At 52.0% G+C, this 24,793-nt stretch carries 29 protein-coding genes and 2 pseudogenes; 23 read left to right on the top strand and 8 right to left on the bottom strand.

The features are described from left to right. The first annotated feature begins 124 nt into the window (after positions 1 to 124). From fliD to amyA, 4 genes are all read left to right on the top strand, one after another. Positions 125 to 1,531, top strand: a complete 1,407-nt coding sequence (gene fliD / locus FDX11_RS00165; RefSeq protein WP_137397251.1) for a flagellar filament capping protein FliD — start codon at positions 125 to 127, stop codon at positions 1,529 to 1,531. A 15-nt stretch (positions 1,532 to 1,546) separates the two neighbouring features. Further along, on the top strand, positions 1,547 to 1,954 hold the full coding sequence (fliS, locus tag FDX11_RS00160) for a flagellar export chaperone FliS (RefSeq protein WP_137397250.1): 408 nt from the start codon (positions 1,547 to 1,549) through the stop codon (positions 1,952 to 1,954). Further along, complete coding sequence (gene fliT, locus FDX11_RS00155; RefSeq protein WP_123267426.1) at positions 1,954 to 2,322, top strand: flagella biosynthesis regulatory protein FliT; 369 nt, start codon at positions 1,954 to 1,956, stop codon at positions 2,320 to 2,322. Before fliS ends, fliT begins: the two co-directional genes overlap by 1 nt. Positions 2,323 to 2,393: 71 nt before the next feature. Then, on the top strand, positions 2,394 to 3,881 hold the full coding sequence (gene amyA, locus FDX11_RS00150) for an alpha-amylase (RefSeq protein ID WP_123267427.1): 1,488 nt from the start codon (positions 2,394 to 2,396) through the stop codon (positions 3,879 to 3,881). A gap of 40 nt (positions 3,882 to 3,921) precedes the next feature. On the opposite strand, the gene yedD is transcribed toward amyA, so the two are convergent. Beyond that, a complete protein-coding gene (gene yedD / locus FDX11_RS00145) occupies positions 3,922 to 4,335 on the bottom strand; it encodes a lipoprotein YedD (RefSeq protein ID WP_003030454.1) in 414 nt (137 codons plus the stop codon). Positions 4,336 to 4,520: 185 nt separating this feature from the next. Between yedD and yedE the strand changes: the two genes are divergently transcribed. Together yedE and yedF are read left to right on the top strand one after the other, a co-directional pair. Then, positions 4,521 to 5,726, top strand: a complete 1,206-nt coding sequence (gene yedE, locus FDX11_RS00140) for a selenium metabolism membrane protein YedE/FdhT (RefSeq protein ID WP_079939970.1) — start codon at positions 4,521 to 4,523, stop codon at positions 5,724 to 5,726. Continuing rightward, positions 5,723 to 5,956, top strand: coding sequence for a sulfurtransferase-like selenium metabolism protein YedF (gene yedF / locus FDX11_RS00135; RefSeq protein WP_000790504.1), 234 nt, complete (start codon positions 5,723 to 5,725; stop codon positions 5,954 to 5,956). Before yedE ends, yedF begins: the two co-directional genes overlap by 4 nt. Positions 5,957 to 6,010: 54 nt before the next feature. Here yedF and fliE read toward each other — a convergent pair whose 3' ends face one another. After that, positions 6,011 to 6,325 (bottom strand): flagellar hook-basal body complex protein FliE, encoded by a 315-nt coding sequence (gene fliE / locus FDX11_RS00130; RefSeq protein ID WP_003030448.1) that lies wholly within the window; start codon positions 6,323 to 6,325, stop codon positions 6,011 to 6,013. 216 nt (positions 6,326 to 6,541) lie between these two features. On the opposite strand from fliE, the pseudogene fliF reads away from it, so the two are divergent. From fliF to rcsA, 14 genes and pseudogenes are all read left to right on the top strand, one after another. Continuing rightward, positions 6,542 to 8,190 (top strand): annotated as a pseudogene (fliF, locus tag FDX11_RS00125) (flagellar basal-body MS-ring/collar protein FliF). Next, positions 8,183 to 9,178 (top strand): flagellar motor switch protein FliG, encoded by a 996-nt coding sequence (gene fliG / locus FDX11_RS00120; protein WP_079939972.1) that lies wholly within the window; start codon positions 8,183 to 8,185, stop codon positions 9,176 to 9,178. The pseudogene fliF and the gene fliG overlap by 8 nt, the downstream one beginning before the upstream one ends. Next, complete coding sequence (gene fliH, locus FDX11_RS00115; RefSeq protein ID WP_003834049.1) at positions 9,171 to 9,878, top strand: flagellar assembly protein FliH; 708 nt, start codon at positions 9,171 to 9,173, stop codon at positions 9,876 to 9,878. Before fliG ends, fliH begins: the two co-directional genes overlap by 8 nt. Continuing rightward, the gene (gene fliI / locus FDX11_RS00110) at positions 9,878 to 11,248 is read left to right on the top strand and encodes a flagellar protein export ATPase FliI (RefSeq protein WP_003030440.1); all 1,371 of its coding nucleotides are present in this window, start codon (positions 9,878 to 9,880) and stop codon (positions 11,246 to 11,248) included. The genes fliH and fliI overlap by 1 nt, the downstream gene beginning before the upstream one ends. 21 nt (positions 11,249 to 11,269) lie before the next feature. Continuing rightward, the gene (gene fliJ / locus FDX11_RS00105; protein ID WP_003834052.1) at positions 11,270 to 11,713 is read left to right on the top strand and encodes a flagellar export protein FliJ; all 444 of its coding nucleotides are present in this window, start codon (positions 11,270 to 11,272) and stop codon (positions 11,711 to 11,713) included. Next, positions 11,710 to 12,924, top strand: coding sequence for a flagellar hook length control protein FliK (fliK, locus tag FDX11_RS00100; protein WP_137397249.1), 1,215 nt, complete (start codon positions 11,710 to 11,712; stop codon positions 12,922 to 12,924). The genes fliJ and fliK overlap by 4 nt, the downstream gene beginning before the upstream one ends. Before the next feature lie 104 nt (positions 12,925 to 13,028). Then, a complete protein-coding gene (gene fliL, locus FDX11_RS00095; RefSeq protein WP_137397248.1) occupies positions 13,029 to 13,496 on the top strand; it encodes a flagellar basal body-associated protein FliL in 468 nt (155 codons plus the stop codon). A 4-nt stretch (positions 13,497 to 13,500) separates the two neighbouring features. Beyond that, entirely contained in the window at positions 13,501 to 14,505 is a 1,005-nt protein-coding gene (gene fliM, locus FDX11_RS00090; protein WP_038641580.1) for a flagellar motor switch protein FliM, read from the top strand. Further along, a complete protein-coding gene (fliN, locus tag FDX11_RS00085; protein ID WP_005127761.1) occupies positions 14,502 to 14,915 on the top strand; it encodes a flagellar motor switch protein FliN in 414 nt (137 codons plus the stop codon). Before fliM ends, fliN begins: the two co-directional genes overlap by 4 nt. Beyond that, complete coding sequence (gene fliO, locus FDX11_RS00080; RefSeq protein WP_094301050.1) at positions 14,915 to 15,292, top strand: flagellar biosynthetic protein FliO; 378 nt, start codon at positions 14,915 to 14,917, stop codon at positions 15,290 to 15,292. The genes fliN and fliO overlap by 1 nt, the downstream gene beginning before the upstream one ends. After that, positions 15,292 to 16,029 (top strand): flagellar type III secretion system pore protein FliP, encoded by a 738-nt coding sequence (gene fliP, locus FDX11_RS00075; RefSeq protein ID WP_137397247.1) that lies wholly within the window; start codon positions 15,292 to 15,294, stop codon positions 16,027 to 16,029. Before fliO ends, fliP begins: the two co-directional genes overlap by 1 nt. Positions 16,030 to 16,038: 9 nt before the next feature. Then, entirely contained in the window at positions 16,039 to 16,308 is a 270-nt protein-coding gene (gene fliQ / locus FDX11_RS00070) for a flagellar biosynthesis protein FliQ (RefSeq protein WP_032939600.1), read from the top strand. A gap of 8 nt (positions 16,309 to 16,316) precedes the next feature. After that, positions 16,317 to 17,102, top strand: a complete 786-nt coding sequence (gene fliR, locus FDX11_RS00065) for a flagellar biosynthetic protein FliR (protein WP_042307668.1) — start codon at positions 16,317 to 16,319, stop codon at positions 17,100 to 17,102. Between the two features lie 287 nt (positions 17,103 to 17,389). Continuing rightward, positions 17,390 to 18,013: a transcriptional regulator RcsA gene (gene rcsA / locus FDX11_RS00060; protein WP_137349992.1), complete on the top strand. Its 624-nt coding sequence runs from the start codon at positions 17,390 to 17,392 to the stop codon at positions 18,011 to 18,013. A gap of 54 nt (positions 18,014 to 18,067) precedes the next feature. On the opposite strand, the gene dsrB is transcribed toward rcsA, so the two are convergent. Beyond that, positions 18,068 to 18,256, bottom strand: coding sequence for a protein DsrB (dsrB, locus tag FDX11_RS00055; protein WP_038641589.1), 189 nt, complete (start codon positions 18,254 to 18,256; stop codon positions 18,068 to 18,070). Positions 18,257 to 18,419: 163 nt separating this feature from the next. On the opposite strand from dsrB, the gene yodD reads away from it, so the two are divergent. Next, a complete protein-coding gene (yodD, locus tag FDX11_RS00050) occupies positions 18,420 to 18,647 on the top strand; it encodes a YodD family peroxide/acid resistance protein (RefSeq protein ID WP_042307665.1) in 228 nt (75 codons plus the stop codon). Between the two features lie 205 nt (positions 18,648 to 18,852). Here yodD and FDX11_RS00040 read toward each other — a convergent pair whose 3' ends face one another. Then, positions 18,853 to 19,035 (bottom strand): YodC family protein, encoded by a 183-nt coding sequence (locus FDX11_RS00040; protein ID WP_137365960.1) that lies wholly within the window; start codon positions 19,033 to 19,035, stop codon positions 18,853 to 18,855. 77 nt (positions 19,036 to 19,112) lie between these two features. Further along, positions 19,113 to 20,027 (bottom strand): DUF808 domain-containing protein, encoded by a 915-nt coding sequence (locus FDX11_RS00035; protein WP_170975577.1) that lies wholly within the window; start codon positions 20,025 to 20,027, stop codon positions 19,113 to 19,115. Between the two features lie 175 nt (positions 20,028 to 20,202). On the opposite strand from FDX11_RS00035, the gene yedA reads away from it, so the two are divergent. Next, entirely contained in the window at positions 20,203 to 21,123 is a 921-nt protein-coding gene (gene yedA, locus FDX11_RS00030; RefSeq protein ID WP_042307659.1) for a drug/metabolite exporter YedA, read from the top strand. On the opposite strand, the gene FDX11_RS00025 is transcribed toward yedA, so the two are convergent. The 3 genes from FDX11_RS00025 to FDX11_RS00015 form a co-directional block, all read right to left on the bottom strand. Beyond that, positions 21,115 to 21,582: a very short patch repair endonuclease gene (locus tag FDX11_RS00025; RefSeq protein WP_061382611.1), complete on the bottom strand. Its 468-nt coding sequence runs from the start codon at positions 21,580 to 21,582 to the stop codon at positions 21,115 to 21,117. The genes yedA and FDX11_RS00025 overlap by 9 nt on opposite strands. Next, entirely contained in the window at positions 21,563 to 22,993 is a 1,431-nt protein-coding gene (locus FDX11_RS00020; RefSeq protein ID WP_137397245.1) for a DNA cytosine methyltransferase, read from the bottom strand. Before FDX11_RS00020 ends, FDX11_RS00025 begins: the two co-directional genes overlap by 20 nt. A 76-nt stretch (positions 22,994 to 23,069) precedes the next feature. After that, on the bottom strand, positions 23,070 to 23,762 hold the full coding sequence (locus FDX11_RS00015; protein ID WP_137397244.1) for a phosphohydrolase: 693 nt from the start codon (positions 23,760 to 23,762) through the stop codon (positions 23,070 to 23,072). A gap of 440 nt (positions 23,763 to 24,202) precedes the next feature. Between FDX11_RS00015 and FDX11_RS00010 the strand changes: the two are divergent. Then, positions 24,203 to 24,766, top strand: a pseudogene (locus tag FDX11_RS00010) (porin); the annotation flags it as partial. Between the last annotated feature and the right edge of the window lie 27 nt (positions 24,767 to 24,793).

Raw genomic sequence — 24,793 nt, 5'->3', positions numbered from 1 at the left:
CCGTGAAATACCCTCTTTATATGCCACTATTCTGCGCATTATTTTTACAAAACTATTATTAAACTTTGCGTGCAGATTGCCGATAACCCGCTTAACTACTGTTTGCAATCACAAGGAATTAGGCATGCCTTCATTTACATCACTGGGCGTTGGCTCAAACTTACCGCTGGATACATTGCTGACAAACCTGACGACCGCTGAAAAAAAGCGCTTAAACCCGATTACTCAACAGCAAAGCGCTAATACGGCACGTCTGACCGCCTACGGCACCTTAAAAAGTGCGCTGGAAAAATTTCAGACAGCTAACACTGCATTAAACAAACCAGAACTATTTAGAAGTACAAACGTTACCAGCAGTACAGAAGACCTAAAAGTATCGACAGAAGCGGGCGCGGCACCAGGAATTTACACCATTAGCGTAACGCAATTGGCGAAAGCGCAATCGTTGAGTACCACCGCAGATATAAAATCAACCAAAGATGCCTTAGGTGATACCTCCGCGGAAACACGCACTATTAAAATTGAGCAACCAGGTCGTAAAGAACCGCTGGAAATTAAGCTTAAAAGCAATCAAACCTCTCTCGACGATATCAGTAAGGCGATTAACGATGCCGATAGCGGTATTTCCGCCAGTATCGTCAAGGTAAAAGACGATGAATATCGCTTAGTTCTGACTGCGGCTGAAGGCACGGAAAGTAAAATGTCTATTTCCGTTGACGGTGACAGCAAGCTGAATGACCTGCTGTCCTATGACAGCAAGACAGGCAATGGCAAGATGGAGCAATTGGTTGGCGCAGAGAACGCTCAATTAACAATGAATGGTATCAAAATTGAGCGTCAGAGCAATAAAATTACCGATGCGCCACAGGGGGTGACGCTTGAACTGACCAAAGAAGTCACCGACGCACGAGTAACGGTCACCAAAAGCGATGAAAAAGCTACCGAAGCTATTAAAGGTTGGGTAGACGCCTATAACTCACTCATCGATACCTTTAATACTCTGACCAAATACACTGAAGTCGATCCTGGAGCAGAGGCACAAGATAAAAACAACGGCGCACTGGTCGGCGATAGCGTTGTCCGTACGATTCAGACAGGTATCCGTGCGCAGTTTGCCAACGCAAATAGTGAAGGCGTTTTTAAAACCCTGAATGAAATCGGTATTACTTCAGACGGTACGACAGGCAAGCTCAAGATTGATGATACTAAACTAAAAAAAGCTCTGGACGAAAACACCGCCTCAGTACGTGAGCTATTGGTTGGCGACGGTAAAGAAACCGGTATTACCACTAAAATTGCTACTGAAGTGAAAGGATATCTGGCCGATGACGGTGTTATCGACAGCGCACAAGATAATATTAACGCCACGCTGAAAAAACTGACTAAGCAGTATTTATCAGTAAGTGCCAGTATTGAAGACACGGTTGCACGTTATACGGCTCAGTTTACCCAACTTGATACCATGATGAGCAAACTGAATAACACCAGTAACTATCTGAGCCAGCAATTTACGGCGATGAGTAATTCCTGATAACACGAGGTAAGTATGTATACCGCGAGCGGTACCAAAGCCTATGCACAGGTCAGCATAGAGAGTGGCGTAATGAGCGCCAATCCGCATCAGCTGATTGAAATGTTGTTTGATGGCGCGAACAGCGCCCTCGTGCGCGCTCGCCTGTTCATGCAACAGGGTGATATCGTCGCCAAAGGCGAGGCCTTAAGCAAAGCCATTAACATTATCGACAATGGTCTGAAAGCAGGCCTGGATCAGGAGAATGGCGGTGAAATTGCCACCAACCTGTCCTCGCTGTATGACTATATGATTCGCCGTTTACTGCAAGCTAACTTGCGTAATGATTGTCAGGCCATTGAAGAAGTCGAAGAATTACTCGGCAACATTGCAGATGCCTGGAAACAGATCTCACCGAAAGCATCTTCCCAGGAGTCTCGTTAATGACCTCAGCCGTGGAGTTTATCAACCGTTGGCAGCGCATTGCGCTGCTCAGTCACTCACTGCTGGAACTGGCGCAGCGCGGTGAATGGGACCTTTTACTGGAACAGGAAGTTACCTATCTGCAAAGTATTGAAGTGGTCATGGAAGAGCAAACTCCACCGGGCATTACGCGAAGTATTCAGGACTTAGTGGCCGGGTACATTAAACAGACGCTGGATAACGAACAGTTACTGAAAACATTGTTGCAGCAGCGTCTGGATGAACTCAGCAACCTCATCGGTCAGTCGACGCGTCAAAAGACGCTGAATAACGCCTATGGCCGTCTTTCCGGCATGCTGTTAGTCCCCGACGCCCCCACTGCCCCATAATAATTTCCCGTCTCGTCTGAATAATCTTCCATACTCCAGAGGTCGGCCAAACGACTTCTGGAGCACGGAAGATGAAAAATCCCACGTTATTGCAGTACTTCCACTGGTATTACCCTGATGGCGGTCAACTCTGGCCCGAACTTGCCGAACGCGCAGGCGGACTCAATGATATCGGCATCAATATGGTGTGGTTGCCTCCCGCCTATAAAGGCGCGTCCGGCGGCTATTCCGTCGGCTATGATTCCTACGATCTGTTTGACTTGGGCGAATTCGACCAAAAGGGAACCGTCGCCACCAAATACGGCGATAAAAACCAGCTGCTGGCGGCGATTGACGCGCTGAAACACAATGATATTGCCGTACTGCTGGACGTGGTGGTTAACCACAAAATGGGCGCAGATGAAAAAGAAAAGATTCGCGTCCAGCGAGTTAACGCCGAGGATCGTACGCAAATAGACGATGAGATTGTCGAGTGCGAGGGCTGGACGCGCTATACCTTCCCTGCCCGCGCTGGCCAGTATTCGCAATTCATTTGGGACTTTAAATGCTTCAGCGGCATTGACCATATCGAGAATCCCACCGAAGACGGCATTTTCAAAATCGTTAACGACTACACCGGCGAAGGCTGGAACGATCAGGTTGATGATGAGTTGGGTAATTTTGATTATCTGATGGGCGAAAATATCGATTTTCGCAATCACGCGGTGACTGAGGAGCTCAAATACTGGGCGCGTTGGGTAATGGAGCAAACCCAGTGTGACGGTTTTCGTTTAGATGCGGTGAAACATATTCCGGCATGGTTTTACAAAGAGTGGATTGAACACGTGCAGGAAGTCGCCCCCAAGCCACTGTTTATCGTTGCGGAATACTGGTCCCATGAAGTCGATAAGCTGCAAACCTACATTAATCAGGTGGAGGGGAAAACCATGCTGTTCGACGCCCCTTTGCAGATGAAATTCCACGAAGCCTCCCGTCAGGGCCGCGATTACGACATGAGCCAGATTTTTACCGACACGTTAGTGGAGGCCGATCCGTTTCATGCCGTCACGCTGGTGGCCAATCACGACACCCAACCCTTGCAGGCACTCGAAGCCCCTGTCGAGCCGTGGTTTAAGCCGCTGGCCTATGCACTGATCCTGCTGCGCGAAAACGGCGTGCCGTCGGTGTTTTACCCCGACCTCTACGGAGCGCATTACGAAGACACCGGCGGCGATGGCGAAACTTATCCTATCGACATGCCGATCATTGAACAGCTTGATGAACTGATCCTCGCGCGTCAGCGCTTTGCGCACGGGGTACAGACGCTCTTTTTCGATCACCCTAACTGTATCGCTTTTAGTCGCAGCGGAACGGACGAAGATCCCGGCTGCGTGGTGGTGTTGTCTAACGGCGATGACGGGGAAAAGACCATCAATCTCGGCGCCAATTATGGCAATAAAACCTGGCGTGACTATCTGGGAAATCGTGCAGAAAGTGTGGTCACCGATGAAAACGGTGAAGCGACGTTTTATTGTAACGGCGGGAGCGTCAGCGTGTGGGTGATTGAAGACGTGTTGTAATGTTCAACCCCGGTGGCCGGTGGCTACCGGGGCGTACGGTTTATGGCAGCGGTGTGGCCAGAGGCGTTTTCTTTAACGCGTCGGCACATTCCTGTGTTGGGCGATCCACCCGTTGCAGCGTCATACCGTCATATTCCAGCGTATTGCCTTCGCGCTCGATCTCATATAGCTCGCGTTTCACCGTCACGTTGGTGAGATCGCCAGAGAGCATCGTCAGTTTCCCCGGCAGCGCAATCACCCGCTGCCACTGGCGGCAATCCAGCGTATCGCCCTCTTTCGTTATTACCAGGCTGGCAATGGCTTCCGGGCTTACCAGACTGCGTTGCGGACCTTTTGACTGCCAGTATCCTTCCAGCCCGGCTGGCGCTGGCGTTTTCACCACGTCGTTATAATTTTCTACTTCGGCGCATCCGGTAAGCGCCAGAAATACACCAACGATTGCTAATTTTTTCATCATTCATCCTGCATGCGAAGAAAATGGGATTGTGGCATTAAAGGCCTGATGTCGCCAGCATTTCGGCAGCGTTGAGAAACATTGATCCAGGCGGTGTTACCTCTTATTACTCATAGTCAAAAATTCTGAACGGTGTAGTATCCACACTTCTTGTTACATACCTTCTGAGTTCAGAGGCACAACGCATGTCATGGCAACACTTCAAACAGGCCTGGTTAATTAAATTTTGGGCCCCCGCCCCTGCGGTCATCGCAGCGGGTATTCTCTCCACTTATTATTTCGGCATTACGGGAACCTTCTGGGCCGTTACCGGTGAATTCACCCGTTGGGGTGGTCAAATCCTGCAACTGTTTGGCGTACACGCCGAAGAGTGGGGATACTACAAGCTGATTCATCTCGAAGGCTCGCCCCTGACCCGCATCGACGGCATGATGATCCTCGGTATGTTCGGGGGCTGTTTTGCTGCCGCTCTGTGGGCCAACAACGTTAAATTGCGCATGCCGCGCAGTCGGGTGCGCATTATGCAGGCGATAGTCGGCGGGGCGATCGCCGGATTCGGTGCCCGGCTGGCAATGGGCTGTAACCTGGCCGCATTCTTCACCGGCATTCCGCAGTTCTCACTACACGCCTGGTTTTTTGCGCTGGCTACGGCTATTGGCTCATGGTTTGGCGCACGCTTTACCCTGCTGCCGATGTTTCGTATTCCGGTCAAAATGCAGAAAGTCTCTGCCGCTTCGCCGTTAACGCAAAAGCCGGATCAGGCCCGTCGACGTTTCCGCCTGGGTATGCTGGTGTTTATCGGCATGATCGGCTGGGCGCTGCTCACCGCGATGGATAAACCCAAACTCGGTCTGGCGATGCTGTTTGGCGTCGGGTTTGGTCTGCTGATTGAACGGGCGCAAATTTGCTTCACCTCCGCCTTCCGCGACCTGTGGATTTCCGGTCGCACCCACATGGCAAAAGCGATCATCTTCGGGATGGCGGTCAGCGCCATCGGTATCTTTAGCTATGTGCAACTGGGTGTCGAGCCTAAAATCATGTGGGCGGGTCCGAATGCGGTGATCGGTGGCTTGCTGTTTGGCTTTGGCATCGTTTTAGCGGGCGGATGTGAAACCGGCTGGATGTACCGCGCCGTTGAAGGCCAGGTGCATTACTGGTGGGTTGGTCTGGGCAACGTTATTGGCTCAACCATTCTGGCTTACTACTGGGATGATTTTGCTCCCGCGCTTGCCACCAACTGGGACAAAGTAAATCTGCTCAACACCTTCGGTCCGCTCGGCGGTCTGCTGGTGACCTATGTGCTGTTGTTTGCCGCGCTGATGCTGATTATCGGCTGGGAAAAACGTTTCTTCCGTCGCGCAGGGCTGACGCCTGCCAAGGAGTCTGTATGAAAAATATCGTGCCTGATTATCGCCTCGATATGGTCGGCGAACCGTGTCCATACCCGGCTGTAGCCACGCTGGAAGCGATGCCGCAATTGAAGAAAGGTGAAATTCTGGAAGTGGTGAGCGATTGCCCGCAGTCAATCAACAATATTCCACTGGATGCGCGTAATCACGGCTATACGGTGCTGGATATTCAGCAGGATGGCCCAACGATCCGCTATTTGATTCAGAAGTAACTGGTTGCCGGATGGCGCTACGCTTATCCGGCAAACATTCTCTGCACGTTGTCCCTACACCTGCATCGACATGACTTCCTGATACGCCGACACCAGTTTGTTACGCACCTGAATACCCATCTGCATCGATACCGACGCTTTTTGCATATCGGTCATCACATCGTTCAGCGCAATACCCGGCTCACCGAGGGTAAATTTCTCAGCCTGGGTACGGGACGCGGTTTGCACATCGCTAATCCTGTCTAACGCCGCATGCAGTTGTCCGGCAAAACTCACGGTCGGTTGTGGCTGCATATCCTGCATTTTTGCTGACATCGCCGTGGCCTGTAACTGGCTGATGACCCCTTCAATCCCCTGTATTGCCGACATTCTGATCCCCTGGATGATTTTTTACGTAGCTGAGATTACCAGTTAGTCAATAAGATAAAGGCGTTAAATAACGATAAAAAACCACGGTTTTTAACGCATAGAAAAATTCGAAACCGCAAATAATGAGACCGTCAATTTTTCGAGTTTGCTGACCCGGGAGTGAGTCTTGTTCCACTTTGCAAAAAACGCCGTCCACGATAAGCCACGAGGTGCGAGATGAGTGCGACAGCATCGACTGCAACCCAGCTTAAACCTCTCGAGTGGTTAAACCGCCTGCGCGCGAGGGAGCCGCTGCCGTCGCTATCATCGTGGCGATGGTCCTGTGGGCCAAAGCGCCTGACTATCGCACGCTGTTCAGCAATCTTTCCGATCAGGATGGTGGCGCGATTGTCACCCAACTGACGCAGATGAACGTTCCCTATCGTTTTACTGAGGGAAGCGGTGCTATAGAAGTTCCTGCCGATAAAGTCCACGAACTGCGCTTACGTCTGGCACAACAAGGCCTGCCGAAAGGCGGCGCCGTAGGTTTTGAACTGCTGGATCAGGAAAAATTTGGTATCAGCCAGTTTAGCGAGCAGGTCAACTACCAGCGTGCGCTGGAAGGTGAATTAGCCCGTACCATTGAAACCCTGGGACCGGTAAAACGCGCCCGCGTGCATCTGGCAATGCCGAAACCGTCGCTGTTTGTGCGTGAGCAAAAAGCGCCTTCTGCCTCTGTGACCGTGAATCTTGAGCCGGGTCGCGCACTGGATGAAGGTCAGATCAGTGCGGTCACGCATCTGGTTTCCAGCGCTGTTGCCGGGTTACCTCCAGGCAACGTTACGCTGGTCGACCAGGCGGGTCATCTGTTAACTCAGTCGAACACCAGCAGCCGCGATCTTAACGATGCGCAGTTGAAATACGCCAGCGATGTCGAAGGCCGTGTTCAACGTCGTATCGAATCGATCCTGTCGCCGATTGTCGGCAACGGTAACGTACATGCGCAGGTCACCGCGCAGCTGGATTTTGCTAATAAAGAGCAAACCGAAGAACAATACCGTCCAAACGGTGATGATTCCCAGGCCGTACTGCGTTCACGCCAGTTAAACGTCAGCGAGCAGATCGGGAGCGGAGCGCCGGGCGGCGTACCGGGCGCGTTGTCCAATCAGCCAGCACCGGCTAATACCGCGCCAATCGCTAACCCACCGGCTAATCAGCAAAATGCGCAAACCACGCAGACGGCAAATAACAACAATAATGCCGGTCCGCGCAGTACGCAGCGCAATGAAACCAGCAACTATGAAGTCGACCGTACCATTCGCCACACCAAAATGAACGTCGGCGATGTGCAGCGTCTCTCGGTGGCTGTGGTGGTCAACTATAAAACGTTGCCGGACGGCAAACCGCTGCCGTTAACCGCCGATCAGATGAAACAGATTGAGGACCTGACCCGCGAAGCGATGGGCTTCTCCGACAAACGTGGCGATACCCTGAACGTGGTGAACTCACCCTTCACGGCGACCGACGATTCCATTGGCGAGCTGCCGTTCTGGAAACAGCAGGCCTTTATTGAACAGTTGATGACCGCTGGCCGTTGGTTACTGGTTCTGCTTGTTGCCTGGATCCTGTGGCGTAAGGCTGTTCGCCCGCAGTTGGTTCGCCGCAGCGAAGAAGCAAAAGCGGTACAAGAACAAACGCGTATCCGTCAGGAAACCGAAGAAGCGGTAGAAGTTCGCCTCAGCAAAGACGAGCAGACCCAGCAGCGTCGTACGAATCAGCGTCTGGGTGCAGAAGTGATGAGCCAGCGTATTCGTGAAATGTCAGATAACGATCCGCGCGTCGTGGCGCTGGTCATTCGCCAGTGGATGAGTAACGAACATGAGTAATCTTAGCGGTACCGATAAAAGCGTCATCCTGTTAATGACCATTGGCGAGGATCGCGCGGCGGAGGTGTTTAAGCACCTTTCCACGCGTGAAGTCCAGTTACTCAGTACAGCGATGGCAAACGTACGCCAGATCTCCAACAAACAGTTGACGGATGTGCTGGCCGAGTTTGAGCAAGAAGCAGAACAGTTTGCCGCGCTGAATATCAACGCCAACGAATATCTGCGCTCCGTGCTGGTGAAAGCGCTGGGCGAGGAACGCGCCTCCAGCCTGCTGGAAGATATTCTGGAAACCCGCGATACCACCAGCGGTATTGAAACGCTCAACTTTATGGAACCGCAAAGCGCCGCCGACCTTATCCGCGACGAGCATCCGCAGATTATCGCCACCATTCTGGTGCACCTCAAACGGGGCCAGGCTGCCGATATCCTGGCGCTGTTCGACGAGCGTTTACGTCACGACGTGATGCTGCGTATCGCCACCTTCGGCGGCGTGCAGCCTGCCGCGCTGGCAGAACTGACCGAGGTACTGAACGGCCTGCTCGATGGCCAGAACCTCAAGCGCAGCAAAATGGGCGGCGTGAGAACGGCGGCCGAAATTATCAACCTGATGAAAACCCAGCAGGAAGAAGCAGTTATTACCGCCGTACGCGAATTCGACGGCGAACTGGCGCAGAAAATTATCGACGAAATGTTCCTGTTCGAAAACCTGGTGGACGTCGACGATCGCAGTATCCAGCGCCTGCTGCAGGAAGTGGATTCCGAATCGCTGCTGATTGCCCTGAAAGGTGCCGAACAGCCGCTACGCGAGAAGTTCCTGCGCAACATGTCGCAACGTGCTGCCGATATTCTGCGCGACGACCTTGCCAACCGCGGCCCGGTGCGTTTGTCGCAGGTGGAAAACGAACAGAAAGCAATTCTGCTTATTGTGCGTCGTCTGGCGGAAACCGGCGAGATGGTGATCGGCAGCGGCGAGGATACCTATGTCTAACGAACTGCCGTGGAAAGTCTGGACCCCGGACGACCTCGCCCCACCGATGGCAGAGTTCGTTCTGGCCGACCACAGCGAAACGCCGCTGTCAGAAGAGACGGAAGAGCCCGAGCTTTCCGCAGAGCAACAGCTTGAACAACAGCTTGCGCAGCTGCAAATGCAGGCCCATGAGCAAGGGTATAACGCGGGGCTGGCAGAAGGTCGACAAAAAGGTCACGAGCAAGGTTATCAGGAAGGACTGAGTCAGGGGCTGGAACAAGGCCAGAACCAGGCGCGCGCGCAGCATGCGCCGATCCATGCCCGCATGCAGCAGCTGGTGAGCGAGTTTCAGAATACGCTGGACGCACTGGACAGCGTCATTGCCTCGCGCCTGATGCAGATGGCGCTGGAGGCGGCGCGTCAGGTGATTGGTCAGACGCCTATCGTGGATAACGCTGCGCTGATTAAGCAGATCCAACAGTTATTGCAACAGGAACCGCTGTTTAGCGGTAAGCCACAGCTACGCGTCCATCCGGACGATCTCCAGCGTGTGGAGGAGATGCTCGGTGCCACTCTCAGCCTGCACGGCTGGCGGCTGCGCGGCGATCCCACGCTACATCACGGCGGTTGTAAAGTCTCAGCCGACGAAGGCGATCTGGATGCCAGCGTCGCCACACGCTGGCAAGAACTCTGCCGTCTGGCAGCGCCGGGAGTCGTGTAATGACCACTCGCCTGACTCGCTGGCTCAATACGCTGGACAACTTCGAAGAGAAAATGTCGCTGCTGCCTGCAGTGCGTCGTTACGGTCGCCTGACCCGCGCAACCGGGCTGGTGCTGGAGGCTACGGGATTACAGCTGCCGCTGGGTGCCACCTGCGTCATTGAACGCCAGGATGGCAACGAAACCCAGGAAGTTGAAAGCGAAGTCGTGGGTTTTAACGGTCAACGTCTGTTTCTGATGCCGCTCGAAGAGGTCGAAGGCGTTCTGCCCGGCGCGCGCGTGTACGCAAAGAACATCGCCGGAGAAGGTCTGCAAAGCGGGAAGCAATTACCGCTTGGCCCTGCTCTGCTGGGTCGGGTGCTGGACGGTAGCGGCAAACCGCTCGACGGACTGCCCGCCCCGGATACCACCGAAACCGGTGCGCTGATTACACCGCCGTTTAACCCGCTGCAACGTACCGCAATAGAACACGTCCTGGATACCGGCGTACGTCCCATCAACGCGTTGTTAACCGTAGGTCGCGGCCAGCGTATGGGACTTTTCGCAGGTTCCGGCGTCGGTAAAAGCGTCCTGCTCGGCATGATGGCACGCTATACCCAGGCCGATGTTATCGTCGTGGGCCTGATTGGCGAACGTGGCCGCGAAGTTAAAGATTTTATCGAAAACATTCTCGGTGCTGACGGTCGCGCACGCTCGGTAGTGATTGCCGCTCCGGCGGACGTCTCGCCGCTGTTGCGTATGCAAGGCGCGGCCTATGCCACGCGCATCGCCGAAGATTTCCGCGATCGCGGGCAGCACGTATTGCTGATTATGGATTCCCTCACCCGCTATGCGATGGCGCAACGTGAGATAGCCCTGGCGATCGGCGAGCCACCGGCAACCAAAGGTTATCCGCCTTCAGTATTTGCCAAATTACCGGCGCTGGTTGAACGGGCCGGAAACGGTATTCACGGCGGCGGTTCAGTCACCGCGTTTTATACGGTACTGACCGAGGGCGACGACCAGCAGGACCCGATTGCCGATTCCGCGCGCGCGATTCTTGACGGCCACATTGTGCTGTCTCGTCATTTAGCCGAGGCGGGTCACTATCCGGCCATCGATATTGAAGCCTCGATCAGCCGCGCCATGACCGCGCTCATTAGTGAAAAACACTACGCACGGGTGCGCAACTTTAAACAGTTGCTATCCAGCTTCCAGCGTAACCGCGATCTGGTCAGCGTGGGGGCGTATGCTAAAGGCAGCGATCCGATGCTGGATAAAGCCATCGCCTTATGGCCACAGCTGGAAGCATTCTTACAGCAAGGCATTTTTGAACGGGCTGACTGGGAAGATTCTCTACAAGCTTTGGAACTGATTTTCCCTGGTGTGTGATTAAGCAGGAGAGCATAGGTCATGGCACAACATGGTGCGTTAGCAACACTGAAAGACCTGGCTGAAAAAGAGGTAGATGACGCCGCTGTCTTATTAGGAGAGATGCGTCGTGGCTGTCAGCAGGCGGAAGAACAGTTAAAAATGCTGATCGATTATCAGCATGAGTATCGCAACAATCTGAATACCGATATGGGCCAGGGTATTACCAGCAATCGCTGGATTAACTACCAGCAATTTATTCAGACGCTGGAAAAAGCGATTGAGCAACACCGCCAACAGCTCAATCAGTGGACGCAAAAAGTGGACATGGCGTTGAACAGTTGGCGCGACAAAAAACAGCGATTACAGGCGTGGCAGACGTTGCAGGACAGACAAACCTCGGCAGCGTTACTGGCCGAAAACCGTCTGGATCAGAAAAAAATGGATGAATTTGCTCAGCGCGCAGCTATGAGGAAACCCGAATGATTACTTTACCCCAACTGATTACCACCGACACCGATGTAGCCGCAGGTCTTCAGTCAGGCAAAGCGGTAGATTCACCCGAGGATTTTTTAGCGCTGCTGGCTGGTGCATTAGGTGCGGGCGACGCGCAGGGTAAAGATGCTCCTCTGTCGCTTGCCGACTTACAGGCGGCCAGCAGTAAGCTGCAAAAAGGGTCACTGCAAAAAAATGGCGATGCCACACAGTCGGTCAAATTAACCGATCTGCTGGCGCAACAAGAGCTGCAAACCGAGGCTTCTCTTACCGACATGACAGACGCTCAGCAACTGTTGTCCGCCCTCACGCCTTCACTGAAAACTAATGCTTTGACGACTCTGGGCAAAGTCGCTCAGCAGGACGAAAAAAATACTACGCTGAGTGATGACGATCTCGCCAACCTCAGCGCGTTGTTCGCCATGCTACCAGGACAACCGCCGGCTACGCCTGCCGTCGACAGCGCACCAGCCCCAGTTGATGCCACACTTTCGGCGTTATCACGTGGCACTGTACACGGCGCGGTGACTGATAATGCAGACGAATTACTGCCGGGTGATGCCAAAAAAGGCAAAGCGGATGTCACGATTGCTGGCGGTGGTGCTAATCAGGCAAACAATCCAACATTAACCCCGCTGACGGCGGCGGTGAACGCCAGAGCTGAAATCGACAGCACCCCATCACCGACCAGCGTTGGCATGACTGCGGCCCCGCTAAGTGGTCCACAAACACACGCACAACCGTTACCGACAGCCGCGCCAGTGTTAAGTGCCCCGTTAGGTAGCCATGAATGGCAGCAATCGCTGAGTCAGCACGTCACATTGTTCACGCGCCAGGGCCAGCAAAGCGCAGAACTGCGTCTGCATCCGCAGGACCTGGGTCAGGTACATATTTCGCTCAAGCTGGACGATAACCTCGCGCAATTGCAAATGGTATCACCGCACAGTCACGTGCGCGCCGCACTGGAAGCCGCATTACCGATGCTACGTACGCAGTTGGCTGAAAGCGGGATCCAACTGGGGCAAAGCAATATCAGCAGTGAAAGCTTCGCTGGCCATCAGCAGTCTTCCGGACAGCAACAGCAGTCTGGTCGCGCTCAAGGACAAGACATTTTTGCCGCTGAAGATGACGCAATACTGGCAACCCCAGCCTCGCTGCAAGCCGCTGCCCGCGGCGATGGCGCAGTAGACATCTTCGCCTAACGCCAGAGGTAGCATGATTATCCGCGTCTTTTCCACGCTTTGTCGTGGACAGGACACGGGATAATCAGCCCATAAGCTGTACCGAAACAGGAAGCCCGTATCTGATGACTGACTCCGCGATTAACAAAAAAAGTAAACGCGCTATTTGGATCCCTCTGCTGGTATTAATTACCCTCGCCGCCTGCGCAACTGCGGGTTATAGCTACTGGCGCATGCAGCAGCAGCCGTCCGCCAGCGTTAAAGCGGAACCGCCTCCACCGCCAGCCCCGGTGTTCTTTGCGCTGGATACCTTTACCGTCAATCTGGGCGATGCGGACCGTGTGCTGTATATCGGTATCACGTTGCGCATGAAAGACGAGGCGACACGTGCGCGTCTGAATGAATATTTGCCGGAAGTACGCAGCCGCTTGCTGCTGCTGTTTTCTCGTCAAAATGCGGCTACGCTCGCCACCGAGGAAGGTAAACAACAGCTGATTACCGCCATCAAAGAGACGCTCGCGACTCCGCTCGTTGTCGGGCAGCCAAAACAGGTTGTCACCGACGTTCTTTATACAGCTTTTATTCTGCGGTAAAGACATGGGCGACAGTATTCTTTCTCAGGCTGAAATCGACGCATTGCTGAATGGCGATAGCGAAACCAAAGACGAACCCATTACCGGTATCGCAAAAGAGAGCGATATTCGTCCTTATGATCCCAACACCCAACGCCGCGTGGTGCGTGAGCGTTTACAGGCGCTGGAGATCATTAACGAACGCTTCGCGCGCCAGTTCCGTATGGGATTATTTAACCTGTTGCGCCGTAGCCCGGATATTACCGTGGGGGCGATTCGTATCCAGCCGTATCACGAATTTGCGCGTAACTTACCGGTGCCGACCAACCTGAACTTAATCCACCTCAAGCCACTGCGTGGTACGGGTCTGGTGGTGTTCTCACCAAGTCTGGTATTTATCGCTGTTGATAACCTGTTCGGTGGCGATGGACGCTTTCCGACGAAAGTGGAAGGTCGCGAATTTACGCATACTGAACAGCGCGTGATCAACCGCATGCTGAAGCTGGCGCTTGAAAGCTACAGCGACGCGTGGAAGGCCATCAATCCGCTGGAAGTGGAATACGTTCGTTCCGAGATGCAGGTGAAATTTACCAATATCACCACCTCGCCTAACGACATTGTGGTGAACACCCCGTTCCACGTTGAAATTGGCAACCTGACCGGTGAATTTAACATTTGTCTGCCATTCAGCATGATTGAACCATTGCGCGAGCTGCTGGTGAATCCACCGCTGGAAAACTCACGTAATGAAGATCAGAACTGGCGCAATAATCTGGTGCGTCAGGTTCAGCATTCTGAGCTGGAGCTGGTGGCAAACTTTGCCGACATTCCGCTGAGGCTTTCCCAGATTTTAAAGCTGAAACCCGGCGATGTACTGCCGATTGAAAAACCTGACCGCATTATTGCTCATGTGGACGGCGTGCCTGTACTGACCAGCCAGTATGGCACCGTGAACGGTCAGTATGCGTTACGCGTAGAACATCTGATAAACCCGATTTTGAATTCGCTGAATGAGGAACAGCCCAAATGAGTGATATGAATAATCCGTCCGATGAGAACACTGGCGCATTGGACGATCTGTGGGCTGACGCGTTAAACGAGCAAAAAACCACGACCACCAAAAGTGCGGCCGATGCGGTATTCCAGCAGTTAGGCGGCGGCGACGTCAGTGGTGCTTTGCAGGACATCGACCTGATCATGGACATTCCGGTCAAACTGACCGTTGAACTGGGCCGTACCCGCATGACCATCAAAGAGCTGCTGCGTCTGACGCAGGGTTCCGTTGTCGCGCTGGATGGTCTGGCGGGCGAACCGCTGGATATCCTGATCAACGGTTATCTGATCGCCCAGGGTGAAGTGGTGGTGGTCGCGGATAAATACGGCGTGCGTATCACCGACATTATCACTCCATCAGAACGTATGCGTCGTCTGAGCCGTTAATCATGAACACCCAGGCAACAGTTTCTCAGCCAGCCGCCGTCCCCGGCTCACCGCTGGTGCAGGTAAGCGGTGCGCTGCTTGGGATCATCGTGTTGATCCTGGCGGCAGCCTGGGTCATTAAACGCCTGGGCTTTGCCCCCAAAAGCAACGGTACGCGAGGGCTGAAGGTTGCGGCAAGTACCTCACTGGGCCCACGTGAGCGCGTGGTGATTGTTGAGGTTGAAGATGCGCGCCTGGTGCTGGGCGTCACGGCCTCGCAAATTAACATATTGCACACCCTGCCCCCGGCACCTGCCGATGCAGAAGAAAAACCGGCCTCCCCTGCGGATTTCCAGGCCATGATGAAGAGTTTGCTCAAGCGTCCCGGGAGATCCTGATGCGCCGTTTGTTTTCCATCACGCTGGCAGGCTTATGGCTTTTCAGTCCAGTCGCCCTCGCCCAACTGCCGGGTCTGGTCAGTCAACCGCTGCCAGGCGGCGGACAAAGCTGGTCATTGCCTGTACAGACGCTGGTGTTTATCACCTCACTGACGTTCCTGCCTGCCATTTTATTGATGATGACCAGCTTCACCCGCATCATCATCGTTTTCGGTTTGTTGCGAAATGCGTTGGGAACGCCATCTGCGCCCCCCAACCAGGTGCTACTGGGCCTGGCGCTATTTTTGACCTTTTTCATCATGTCGCCAGTAATCGATAAAATCTACGTTGACGCGTATCAGCCGTTCAGCGAAGAGAAGATCTCCATGCAGAAAGCCATGGAGAAAGGCGCCCAACCGTTGCGCGAGTTTATGTTGCGCCAAACCCGTGAAGCCGATCTGGCGCTGTTCGCCCGTCTTGCAAACAGCGGTCCCTTACAGGGACCCGAAGCCGTACCAATGCGAATTTTGCTTCCGGCTTATGTCACCAGTGAATTGAAAACCGCCTTCCAGATAGGCTTTACCATTTTTATCCCGTTTCTGATTATCGATCTGGTTATCGCCAGCGTGCTGATGGCGCTCGGGATGATGATGGTGCCGCCCGCCACGATCGCGTTACCGTTTAAGCTGATGCTGTTTGTGTTGGTGGACGGTTGGCAGTTGCTTGTCGGCTCGCTGGCACAAAGCTTTTACAGTTAGAGGCGCGAAATGACACCTGAATCGGTCATGATGATGGGCACAGAGGCGATGAAAGTCGCTCTGGCCCTTGCTGCGCCTTTGCTGTTGGTGGCCCTCGTCACAGGTCTTATCATCAGCATTTTGCAGGCGGCGACCCAGATTAACGAAATGACGCTGTCCTTCATTCCCAAAATTGTTGCGGTTTTTATTGCCATCATTGTTGCCGGCCCGTGGATGCTTAACCTGTTGCTCGACTACGTGCGTACGCTGTTCAGCAATTTACCGTATATCATCGGGTAGACAACGTTATGTTGCAGGTGACCAGCGTTGAGTGGATGCAGTGGCTGAATCTTTACTTCTGGCCGTTGCTGCGCATCCTGGCGCTCATCTCCACGGCCCCAATTCTCAGCGAACGCGCCATCCCCAAGCGGGTAAAACTGGGGCTGGGATTGATGATAACCATCGTTATCGCCCCATCGATTCCCCCTGCAGACGTCCCCATCTTTTCCATCGGCGCGTTGTGGCAGGCCATGCAACAAATTTTGATCGGCATCGCCTTGGGCTTCACCATGCAGTTTGCGTTTGCCGCCGTGCGTACCGCCGGGGAACTGATTGGCCTGCAAATGGGGCTTTCCTTTGCGACATTTTTTGACCCCGGTAGCCGCCTGAATATGCCGGTCCTGGCACGACTGATCGACATGCTCGCCATGCTGTTATTCCTCACCTTTAATGGCCATCTTTGGCTGATTTCGCTACTGGTGGATACGTTTCATACTTTGCCCATTGGCGGCAATCCGGTTAACAGCAATGCATTTCTCGCGCTGGCACGGGCGGGTAGCCTGATTTTCCTCAACGGACTCATGCTGGCCCTACCGGTTATGACGCTGCTGCTGACGCTGAACCTTGCGCTTGGTTTGTTAAACCGCATGGCGCCACAACTGTCGATTTTTGTCATTGGCTTTCCTCTCACCCTGACAGTGGGTATTTCATTAATGGCGGCGCTGATGCCATTAATTGCGCCATTCTGCGAGCGCTTGTTCAGCGAAATTTTTAATTTGTTGGCCGATATCGTCAGCGAAATGCCCGGAAAATAATAACCCTTAATTTTTATCCTGTTTTACTAAGGATTGTCCTAAATTTAAAAACCGACAACATCCACCAGGATATCGCTGTCGCGGTTTATTTGTTTTTGCCTCACTCACATAACGCAACATTTACTTTACTTTAAGATGTTTCCTGGCAAATTATACGCAACTTTACGGGATAGTAAATTCGCCTGAAAACAGCGAAAGCGTCATCTTGGGTCGTTATTATTCCGTTTAGTTGTGATGCAATAATCAGGTAAGGGGAATTATCGTTACGCATTGAGTGAGGGTATGCCATGTCAACGATTATTATGGATTTATGCAGTTACACCCGGCTAGGGTTGACCGGTTATCTGGTCAGTCGGGGGGTGAAAAAAAGGGAAATCAACAATATTTCCAGCGTTGGTGAACTCAGTCTCGCCTGTGTTTCGCTGCAACCCGCTGTGGTGTTTATTAATGAGGACTGTTTTATCCACGATCCAGCTAACAGTCAGCAAATCAAGCAAATCATTAATCAGCATCCCAGCACATTATTTATTGTATTTATGGCAATTGCCAATGTGCATTTTGATGAGTATCTTTTAGTCAGAAAAAATTTATTGATCAGCTCTAAATCAATTAAGCCTGATTCACTGGATGAACTTCTTGGCGATATTCTGAAAAAGGAAGTGAATATTGCTATCGATGTTAATCTGCCGACGTTGTCATTAAGCCGTACCGAATCCAGCATGCTACGCATGTGGATGGAGGGACAGGGAACAATACAGATCTCAGACCAAATGAATATCAAGGCCAAGACCGTCTCATCCCATAAGGGAAATATAAAACGAAAGATTAAGACGCATAATAAGCAAGTTATCTATCACGTGGTTCGACTCACGGATAACGTCACCAATGGTATCTTTGTAAATACGCGCTAAGACGTTCTGACTGGTGGCGGAACCACCAGTCAGCATCAAGCAGAAGAACTCACCTCACTCTATTTTTTCCACAAAGATACCATCCTGATGACCTGATTCATTAAAGAACCAGATACCGAGCGGGTAGTCTTCCAGCGAAACCAGGTACATGGTGCCTTCACTAAACTCTTCGATTGCCAGTACCACGCCCGGCCGACGTGGGCCGCCGTCCGTTTTGACTGTAACCCGATCATTCACCTTCATCGTTTTCCTCCTGTGGCTTTGTGCCAGTGTAGAACAAATTCCTTTATGTGGCAGCGTCCGGCGCATGCGATTGCGGGTTTTCTCGACGGTCTATACTTAAGTGGTGCGCATCTGAGGTTTTGATGCGCTCCCCCGGTATCCTTAACGGTTGAGAGGTATGAGGATGAAAACCGCGAAAGAGTACAGCGATACGGCCAAACGTGAAGTGAGCGTCGATGTAGACGCTCTGCTGAAGGCAATCAACGAAATCTGCGAGAGTGAAATTCATCGCAGTCAGGACGATCCGGAACGCGTCAGCATCGACGGGCGTGATTTCCATACATGGCATGAACTGGCCGACGCGTTCGAGCTTGATATCCATGATTTTAGCGTGTCGGAAATCAATCGCTGACTGAGGGCGAAAAAAATCCCGGCCCTCATCGGGCCGGGATCAAGCTTGCTTATGCAAGAAGCACTTGAAAATTCGTTACACCAGGAAATCTGATGTGAAACAAACCTTATCTGCAATTTTTTTGCCTGACAAGTAAATAATTCTCACCAAAATGATAAATATAACTAATGGTTGAGAGCTCACCAGGTTACGATCATACCCAATGTCAGGCGTCCTGGCAGCGCGATCTTTGCTCGCCGGGCACCAGTTCATCTTCACGGAATGCTTCCCGTTTAACGCCAAAGCCGTCGTACCAGCGACACTCCACCATTCCGCTGGCATACCCGGTAACGATCATGCGTGGGCCACCCTCTTTCGAGGTGACTTCCTCACTGACAGAAAAGACCATACCTGCCTCCTGTATCAAGAGAAACCTTTACACCTTAGACGACAAAGAGACTTTTTGCGTAATTAATCCGACGACAATTAGTGCGAAACTCCGCGCAGTCTGGCAACGGTTTTTACCAGCAGAACGACTATTCCACCAATGATAAAGCCGAGCACCAGATTAAGCAGGGTTGGAAGCATTAGCGCAATCAATGAGCTTTGCTGCTGGGCAAAATGTTCTATCGCATGATGCAGCGGTGATATTCCATGTACAACAATCCCGCCCCCCACTAAAAACATCGCCAGCGTGCCAACCACCGAAAGTGTTTTCATCAGCCAGGGAGCAACAACCAGCAGTCCTTTACCCAGAGTTTGAGCAAGCATGCTGCGCTTTTCTGCCAGCCAGTAGCCGATATCATCAAGCTTAACGATAATCCCCACCAGGCCATACACGCCCACGGTCACCACTAACGCGATGCCTGATAACACCAGCACCTGATTCAACAACGGCGCATCCGCCACAATGCCGAGGGTGATGGCGACAATCTCAGCAGATAAAATGAAGTCGGTACGTATCGCTCCTTTGATTTTATCTTTCTCAAAGGTCAGTGGATCCTGCTCCGCCAGAGATGCCAGACGCTGCTGGCGTTCTTTCGGGGTCTCTTTGTGTTTACGCGCTTCCAGGGTGTGAAGAACTTTTTCCACCCCTTCAAAACAGAGAAACGCCCCGCCTACCATTAATAAGGGGGTGATCGCCCAGGAAATGAAGGCGCTAATCAATAGCGCCAACGGCACAAGAATAACTTTGTTAACAAACGACCCTTTAGCCACGCTCCAGACCACCGGGAGTTCGCGATTTGCCCGCACGCCCGACACCTGTTGCGCGTTAAGCGATAAGTCATCTCCCAAGACACCCGCGGTTTTTTTCGCGGCCAGTTTTCCCATGACCGAGATATCGTCCAATAAGGTTGCGATATCATCGAGTAAGGTCAGTAAGCTACTTCCTGCCAAAATGTTAACCCTCAATATTATTTTTTTGCAGTATTAAGTATGAAGTAAAACACGCCATGCGGAAACTGGCCTTTCTGGTCAACAAATATTTAACAATGGCATGCAATTATAAATCTCGCCAGCACGATAGTTTTGACGTTTACTATGTTGCACCTTTTTATTTCCACCGTGAGGGATTATGCGTTTCAGGCAATTGCTACCGCTTTTCAGTGCGCTTTTCGCGCTGTACATCATTTGGGGTTCCACCTACTTCGTTATTCGCATTGGCGTTGAAAGCTGGCCGCCGTTGATGATGGCTGGCGTGCGTTTTCTCTCCGCGGGCATTTTGTTAACCGCATTCTTACTAATTCGCGGGCATAAACTGCCGCCTCTACGCCAGCTCCTGAACGCCGCGTTAATTGGTATCCTGCTGCTGGCTGTGGGTAATGGGCTGGTCACCGTCGCAGAGCATCAAAATGTGCCTTCCGGTATCGCCGCCGTGGTGGTTGCTACCGTTCCGCTGTTTACGCTGTGCTTTAGCCACTTTTTTGGTATTAAAACGCGTAAGCTGGAGTGGATGGGAATAGCCATTGGGTTGGCAGGTATCATCATGCTGAACAGCGGCGGTAATTTAAGCGGTAATCCTTGGGGTGCTGTTTTAATCCTGATAGGTTCGATGAGTTGGGCGTTTGGCTCGGTGTACGGCTCACGCATAACGTTACCCGTTGGCATGATGGCCGGAGCCATTGAAATGTTAGCCGCCGGAGTTGTGCTGATGTGCGCGTCACTGGTCTCCGGGGAAAAACTGACCACTATGCCGACATTTTCAGGATTTATGGCGGTGGCGTACCTGGCCCTGTTTGGCTCTATCATTGCCATTAACGCGTATATGTACCTGATCCGCAACGTCAGTCCGGCGCTCGCCACCAGCTATGCCTACGTTAATCCAGTTGTCGCCGTGCTGCTAGGTACCGGTCTGGGAGGAGAAAGTCTGGCGCTCATCGAATGGCTGGCGCTCGGCGTTATCGTATTTGCGGTGGTATTGGTCACCTTGGGTAAATACTTATTCCCCATGAAAGCGGATGCCGTTGCGACCCCGTCGGAAAAGACGTTACAGTAAATGAATACCGAGAGTGTCGATCTGCGCGCTGGCACCGCCGCCGCAGATCCACTCGATGACACGTTCAGATAACGCGTCATCGCCGAGTTTTTCGCGCCCACGCAGGGCGCATTCCCAGACAATCAGTATACGCCAGCCCAGCGCCTGCAACATTTCACAGTCCCGCACGTCACGCTGGACATTTTTGCCAATTTTTTCCAGCCAGAATTCCGTCCGTGTTGCGGGGACTTTAAACAAGTAGCAGTTGTGATGATGCCAGAAACAGCCATGGGTAAAGATCACACAACGGTAATCATCGACCACGAAATCGGGGCGACCAGGTAACGTCGCATCCTGCACGCGAAACGTTACGCCCTGCTCTGTCAGTACGCTGGCAAGGCGTTTTTCAATGGCAGTATCGCGGGTTGCTATCGCCCGCATATTTTTACTACGCGTTGCTTTATCGTGAACGTCTGCCATGCAGGTTCTCTTTCTCGCGAATAGCAACCGCCTGTTTGATTTTCGGCTCCAACAGTCTGGCAACCGCCGCGAATGCCGGAACGACCACCGAATTACCAAACTGGCGATAAGCCTGAGTATCTGACACCGGGATCCTGAATTGATAGCCCTGTGGTGATTCAAATCCCATCAGGCGCGCACACTCCCGTGGTGTAAGCCGGCGCGGACGGTGCTGCTGGTTCAACGGATCGTCAAAATCCTTTTCACCCAGCGCCATATCCCAGCCGCGGTCGATAAGGATCTCGGCGCCATCTTTATAATAGCGTGCCGATAATGTGCGGGTTACGCTATCGGGATTATCGGGGTATACCATGCCATAGCCAAACCCATTGCCCCGCGCCTGGTGCTTTTTCGCATAGCGATAGAGATATTTCCACAACACCGGCGTCAGCACATATTTCGCATCGACGGTCGGCTCAAGCAACTCCGCCAGCGTCGTACGCCGCTGCGGATAGCGAGTGACAATATTGCGCAGCGTGAAGTCTGATTTCAATTGCAGATCGCGTCGAAATCCGACGAGCACAATACGTTCGCGATGCTGCGGCAAAAAATGTTGTCCATCGATAATTTTCGGATCGTCAGGTCCATTATCCGCCGCATCCGCGACGTCATAACCCAGCTCATCCAGCGTCTGCATGATGATACGAAACGTTTTACCCTGGTCGTGACTTTTCAGGTTTTTAACGTTTTCGAGCACAAATATGGCTGGTCGACGCGCGTCGATAATGCGCACCACATCAAAAAAGAGTGTGCCTTGTGTATCACAGGCAAAGCCGTGGGCCCGCCCTAACGCATTTTTCTTTGATACCCCAGCCAGGGAGAAGGGCTGACAAGGAAATCCCGCCAGCAGCACATCATGTTCTGGAATGTGCTGACGAATATGTTCCGCCGCCTGCTGGTCGCTCACCCCATCATGATGACTCAGCGTGACATCGCGAATATCTTCATTAAAGTGATGCTGGAGTGGATCGCAATAATTGTTCGCTTTGTAGGTACGCACCGCATGCTTGTTCCATTCGCTGGTAAACACGCACTGCCCGCCAATCGCTTCAAAGCCGCGACGAATCCCGCCAATGCCGGCAAACAGATCGATAAATCGAAAGGCATAATGCGGATGATGCGCAGGTGGCGTCGGCAGTAAGGAATGCAGATGAGTAAGCTCATTGTCGCTGAGGCGATGCCATGTTTCGTTCACCATCACTCGCTTAAAAATGGCCGGACTCCAGCGGTTCTCGCCAACACCATTCAGATGAGCAACCAGGGTTTTCACGTCATATATTTCAAGCAACTTAGCCAAAATCACCTGCGCGGTGGCCTTGTTATCATCTGTCATAGGGTTCATGGAGCCTGCTACTGAAAAATTATCCTGCATACATTTAACCGGCCGAAATGGATAACCGACAGATTAACATAAAACAGCGCGGTTGACGTCGCGGCTGTACTGGCGGCTAACCTGCTTTAAGGGGTTGAATCGCGTCAAGATCCAGCTTTTCATACTCTCCTTTTAACTCCGCACTCAGCTTCGCCATGTACGTCAGTAAGAAGTCAGCATTATGCTGCGCTAAATGGCGGCCTTGTTCAGTTTGCATCGTCGATGGCAACGTCAATAACTTGGTCTGGAAGTGATCGAGCGCGTACTGTTTATCGTCAAGACCACGCTGACGGGCAAACGGATCTTCCGCATCAAATAGCGCCACGCCTAACGCACCAGACACGGCAAACACGCGCGCTAACCCAATGGCACCCAGCGCCTCAAGCCGGTCTGCGTCCTGCACGATTTTCGCTTCAAGGGTTTCTGGCGCGATTTTGGCGCTAAAACTGTGCGCCTCAATGGCATGACACACTGCCGATAACCGCTGTTGTGGAAAATCCGGAAAATCGCGCATCAAAACACGACGTGTTTCCTTGGCTGCCAATACTGACGAGCGATGACGATCCGGATGGTTTTTCGGTAAGCTAACAAGATCATGGAAGTAGCACGCCGTCAGCACCACCAGCCAGTCTACGCTCGCATCTGGACTTAGCTTTTGCGAGGTCTTCCACACGCGACGAAAATGAGAGATATCATGGGCAGCATCCTGCCCGGAGTGGTTATCACGTAGCCAGGCTTCAAATTTTGACTGCCAGTCCTGTAGTTCCATAGGGTCTCTCTTTGCAGAAAGAAAACCACCTTAACAACAATTTCCATTTCAGACTACTGCTAGCGCTGCGATTTATATCTATATATTATTATTTTTATATTTACATAACCCCAAGGAATTAATTATCTCGTGTAATGAATATCTCTCGGTCATTACTCGTTATCGAATAACAAATAATCGACAGCAATAAAATAAACAATGCAAATAAAAAACCAAAAACCATAACTTACTGATAAATATCAATTTATACAATGAATGGCTTTATCAAAAACATACACATATAGTTATAAAAAGACAAACATGAAACAATTTGAAATATTTTAAATATATTTGTTACACGTTATATTTTAAATAAAATGAACTTCATAGATAGTATCAAAATGTAGTCTTTCGGATAGTACTACATATTCATATTAATTATTATCATAAGGGAATACATAATGAAAAGAAAAGTACTGGCACTTCTCCTCCCTGCTTTATTAGCTGCAGGCGCAGTAAATGCGGCTGAAATTTATAATAAGAACGGCAATAAACTGGATCTGTACGGTAAAGTTGATGGTCTGCGTTATTTCTCTGACGATGCTGGCAGTGATGGCGATCAGACCTATGCTCGTGTGGGCTTTAAAGGCGAAACCCAGATCAACGATATGCTGACTGGTTATGGTCAGTGGGAATATAACATTCAGGCAAACGGTACTGAAGGTGACAAAGGCGATTCATGGACTCGTCTGGCTTTCGCTGGTTTAGGTTTTGGCCAGAACGGTACCTTTGACTATGGTCGTAACTATGGCGTCGTCTACGACGTAGAAGCCTGGACCGATATGCTGCCGGAATTTGGCGGCGATACTTACACCCAGACCGATGTGTATATGCTAGGTCGTACCAACGGCGTGGCCACCTATCGCAATAAAGGCTTCTTTGGTCAGGTTGATGGCCTGAACTTCGCCCTGCAGTATCAGGGTAATAACGAAGGTAGCAGCTTAGGTCAGGAAGGTTCTGGTAACTGAATCGCCACGGGTTTAACAGACACC

It is taken from the genome of Citrobacter sp. wls714 (genome assembly GCF_005281025.1).
In the GTDB taxonomy this organism is placed as follows: domain Bacteria; phylum Pseudomonadota; class Gammaproteobacteria; order Enterobacterales; family Enterobacteriaceae; genus Citrobacter; species Citrobacter werkmanii.
Note: the sequence above shows the minus strand (reverse complement) of the source record. Positions and strands in the feature narration are given on the sequence as shown.

Coding starts and splice junctions, on each gene's coding strand:
- fliK (WP_137397249.1), top strand. CDS start 11,710: ATGATTACTTTACCCCAACTGATTACCACCGACACCGATGTAGCCGCA.
- amyA (WP_123267427.1), top strand. CDS start 2,394: ATGAAAAATCCCACGTTATTGCAGTACTTCCACTGGTATTACCCTGAT.
- fliQ (WP_032939600.1), top strand. CDS start 16,039: ATGACACCTGAATCGGTCATGATGATGGGCACAGAGGCGATGAAAGTC.
- dsrB (WP_038641589.1), bottom strand. CDS start 18,256: ATGAAGGTGAATGATCGGGTTACAGTCAAAACGGACGGCGGCCCACGT.
- yedF (WP_000790504.1), top strand. CDS start 5,723: ATGAAAAATATCGTGCCTGATTATCGCCTCGATATGGTCGGCGAACCG.
- yedD (WP_003030454.1), bottom strand. CDS start 4,335: ATGAAAAAATTAGCAATCGTTGGTGTATTTCTGGCGCTTACCGGATGC.
- fliD (WP_137397251.1), top strand. CDS start 125: ATGCCTTCATTTACATCACTGGGCGTTGGCTCAAACTTACCGCTGGAT.
- fliE (WP_003030448.1), bottom strand. CDS start 6,325: ATGTCGGCAATACAGGGGATTGAAGGGGTCATCAGCCAGTTACAGGCC.
- yodD (WP_042307665.1), top strand. CDS start 18,420: ATGAAAACCGCGAAAGAGTACAGCGATACGGCCAAACGTGAAGTGAGC.
- rcsA (WP_137349992.1), top strand. CDS start 17,390: ATGTCAACGATTATTATGGATTTATGCAGTTACACCCGGCTAGGGTTG.
- FDX11_RS00020 (WP_137397245.1), bottom strand. CDS start 22,993: ATGCAGGATAATTTTTCAGTAGCAGGCTCCATGAACCCTATGACAGAT.
- fliN (WP_005127761.1), top strand. CDS start 14,502: ATGAGTGATATGAATAATCCGTCCGATGAGAACACTGGCGCATTGGAC.
- fliS (WP_137397250.1), top strand. CDS start 1,547: ATGTATACCGCGAGCGGTACCAAAGCCTATGCACAGGTCAGCATAGAG.
- yedA (WP_042307659.1), top strand. CDS start 20,203: ATGCGTTTCAGGCAATTGCTACCGCTTTTCAGTGCGCTTTTCGCGCTG.
- fliH (WP_003834049.1), top strand. CDS start 9,171: ATGTCTAACGAACTGCCGTGGAAAGTCTGGACCCCGGACGACCTCGCC.
- fliL (WP_137397248.1), top strand. CDS start 13,029: ATGACTGACTCCGCGATTAACAAAAAAAGTAAACGCGCTATTTGGATC.
- fliP (WP_137397247.1), top strand. CDS start 15,292: ATGCGCCGTTTGTTTTCCATCACGCTGGCAGGCTTATGGCTTTTCAGT.
- fliG (WP_079939972.1), top strand. CDS start 8,183: ATGAGTAATCTTAGCGGTACCGATAAAAGCGTCATCCTGTTAATGACC.
- fliR (WP_042307668.1), top strand. CDS start 16,317: ATGTTGCAGGTGACCAGCGTTGAGTGGATGCAGTGGCTGAATCTTTAC.
- fliJ (WP_003834052.1), top strand. CDS start 11,270: ATGGCACAACATGGTGCGTTAGCAACACTGAAAGACCTGGCTGAAAAA.
- fliM (WP_038641580.1), top strand. CDS start 13,501: ATGGGCGACAGTATTCTTTCTCAGGCTGAAATCGACGCATTGCTGAAT.
- fliI (WP_003030440.1), top strand. CDS start 9,878: ATGACCACTCGCCTGACTCGCTGGCTCAATACGCTGGACAACTTCGAA.
- FDX11_RS00015 (WP_137397244.1), bottom strand. CDS start 23,762: ATGGAACTACAGGACTGGCAGTCAAAATTTGAAGCCTGGCTACGTGAT.
- yedE (WP_079939970.1), top strand. CDS start 4,521: ATGTCATGGCAACACTTCAAACAGGCCTGGTTAATTAAATTTTGGGCC.
- FDX11_RS00025 (WP_061382611.1), bottom strand. CDS start 21,582: ATGGCAGACGTTCACGATAAAGCAACGCGTAGTAAAAATATGCGGGCG.
- fliT (WP_123267426.1), top strand. CDS start 1,954: ATGACCTCAGCCGTGGAGTTTATCAACCGTTGGCAGCGCATTGCGCTG.
- FDX11_RS00040 (WP_137365960.1), bottom strand. CDS start 19,035: ATGGTCTTTTCTGTCAGTGAGGAAGTCACCTCGAAAGAGGGTGGCCCA.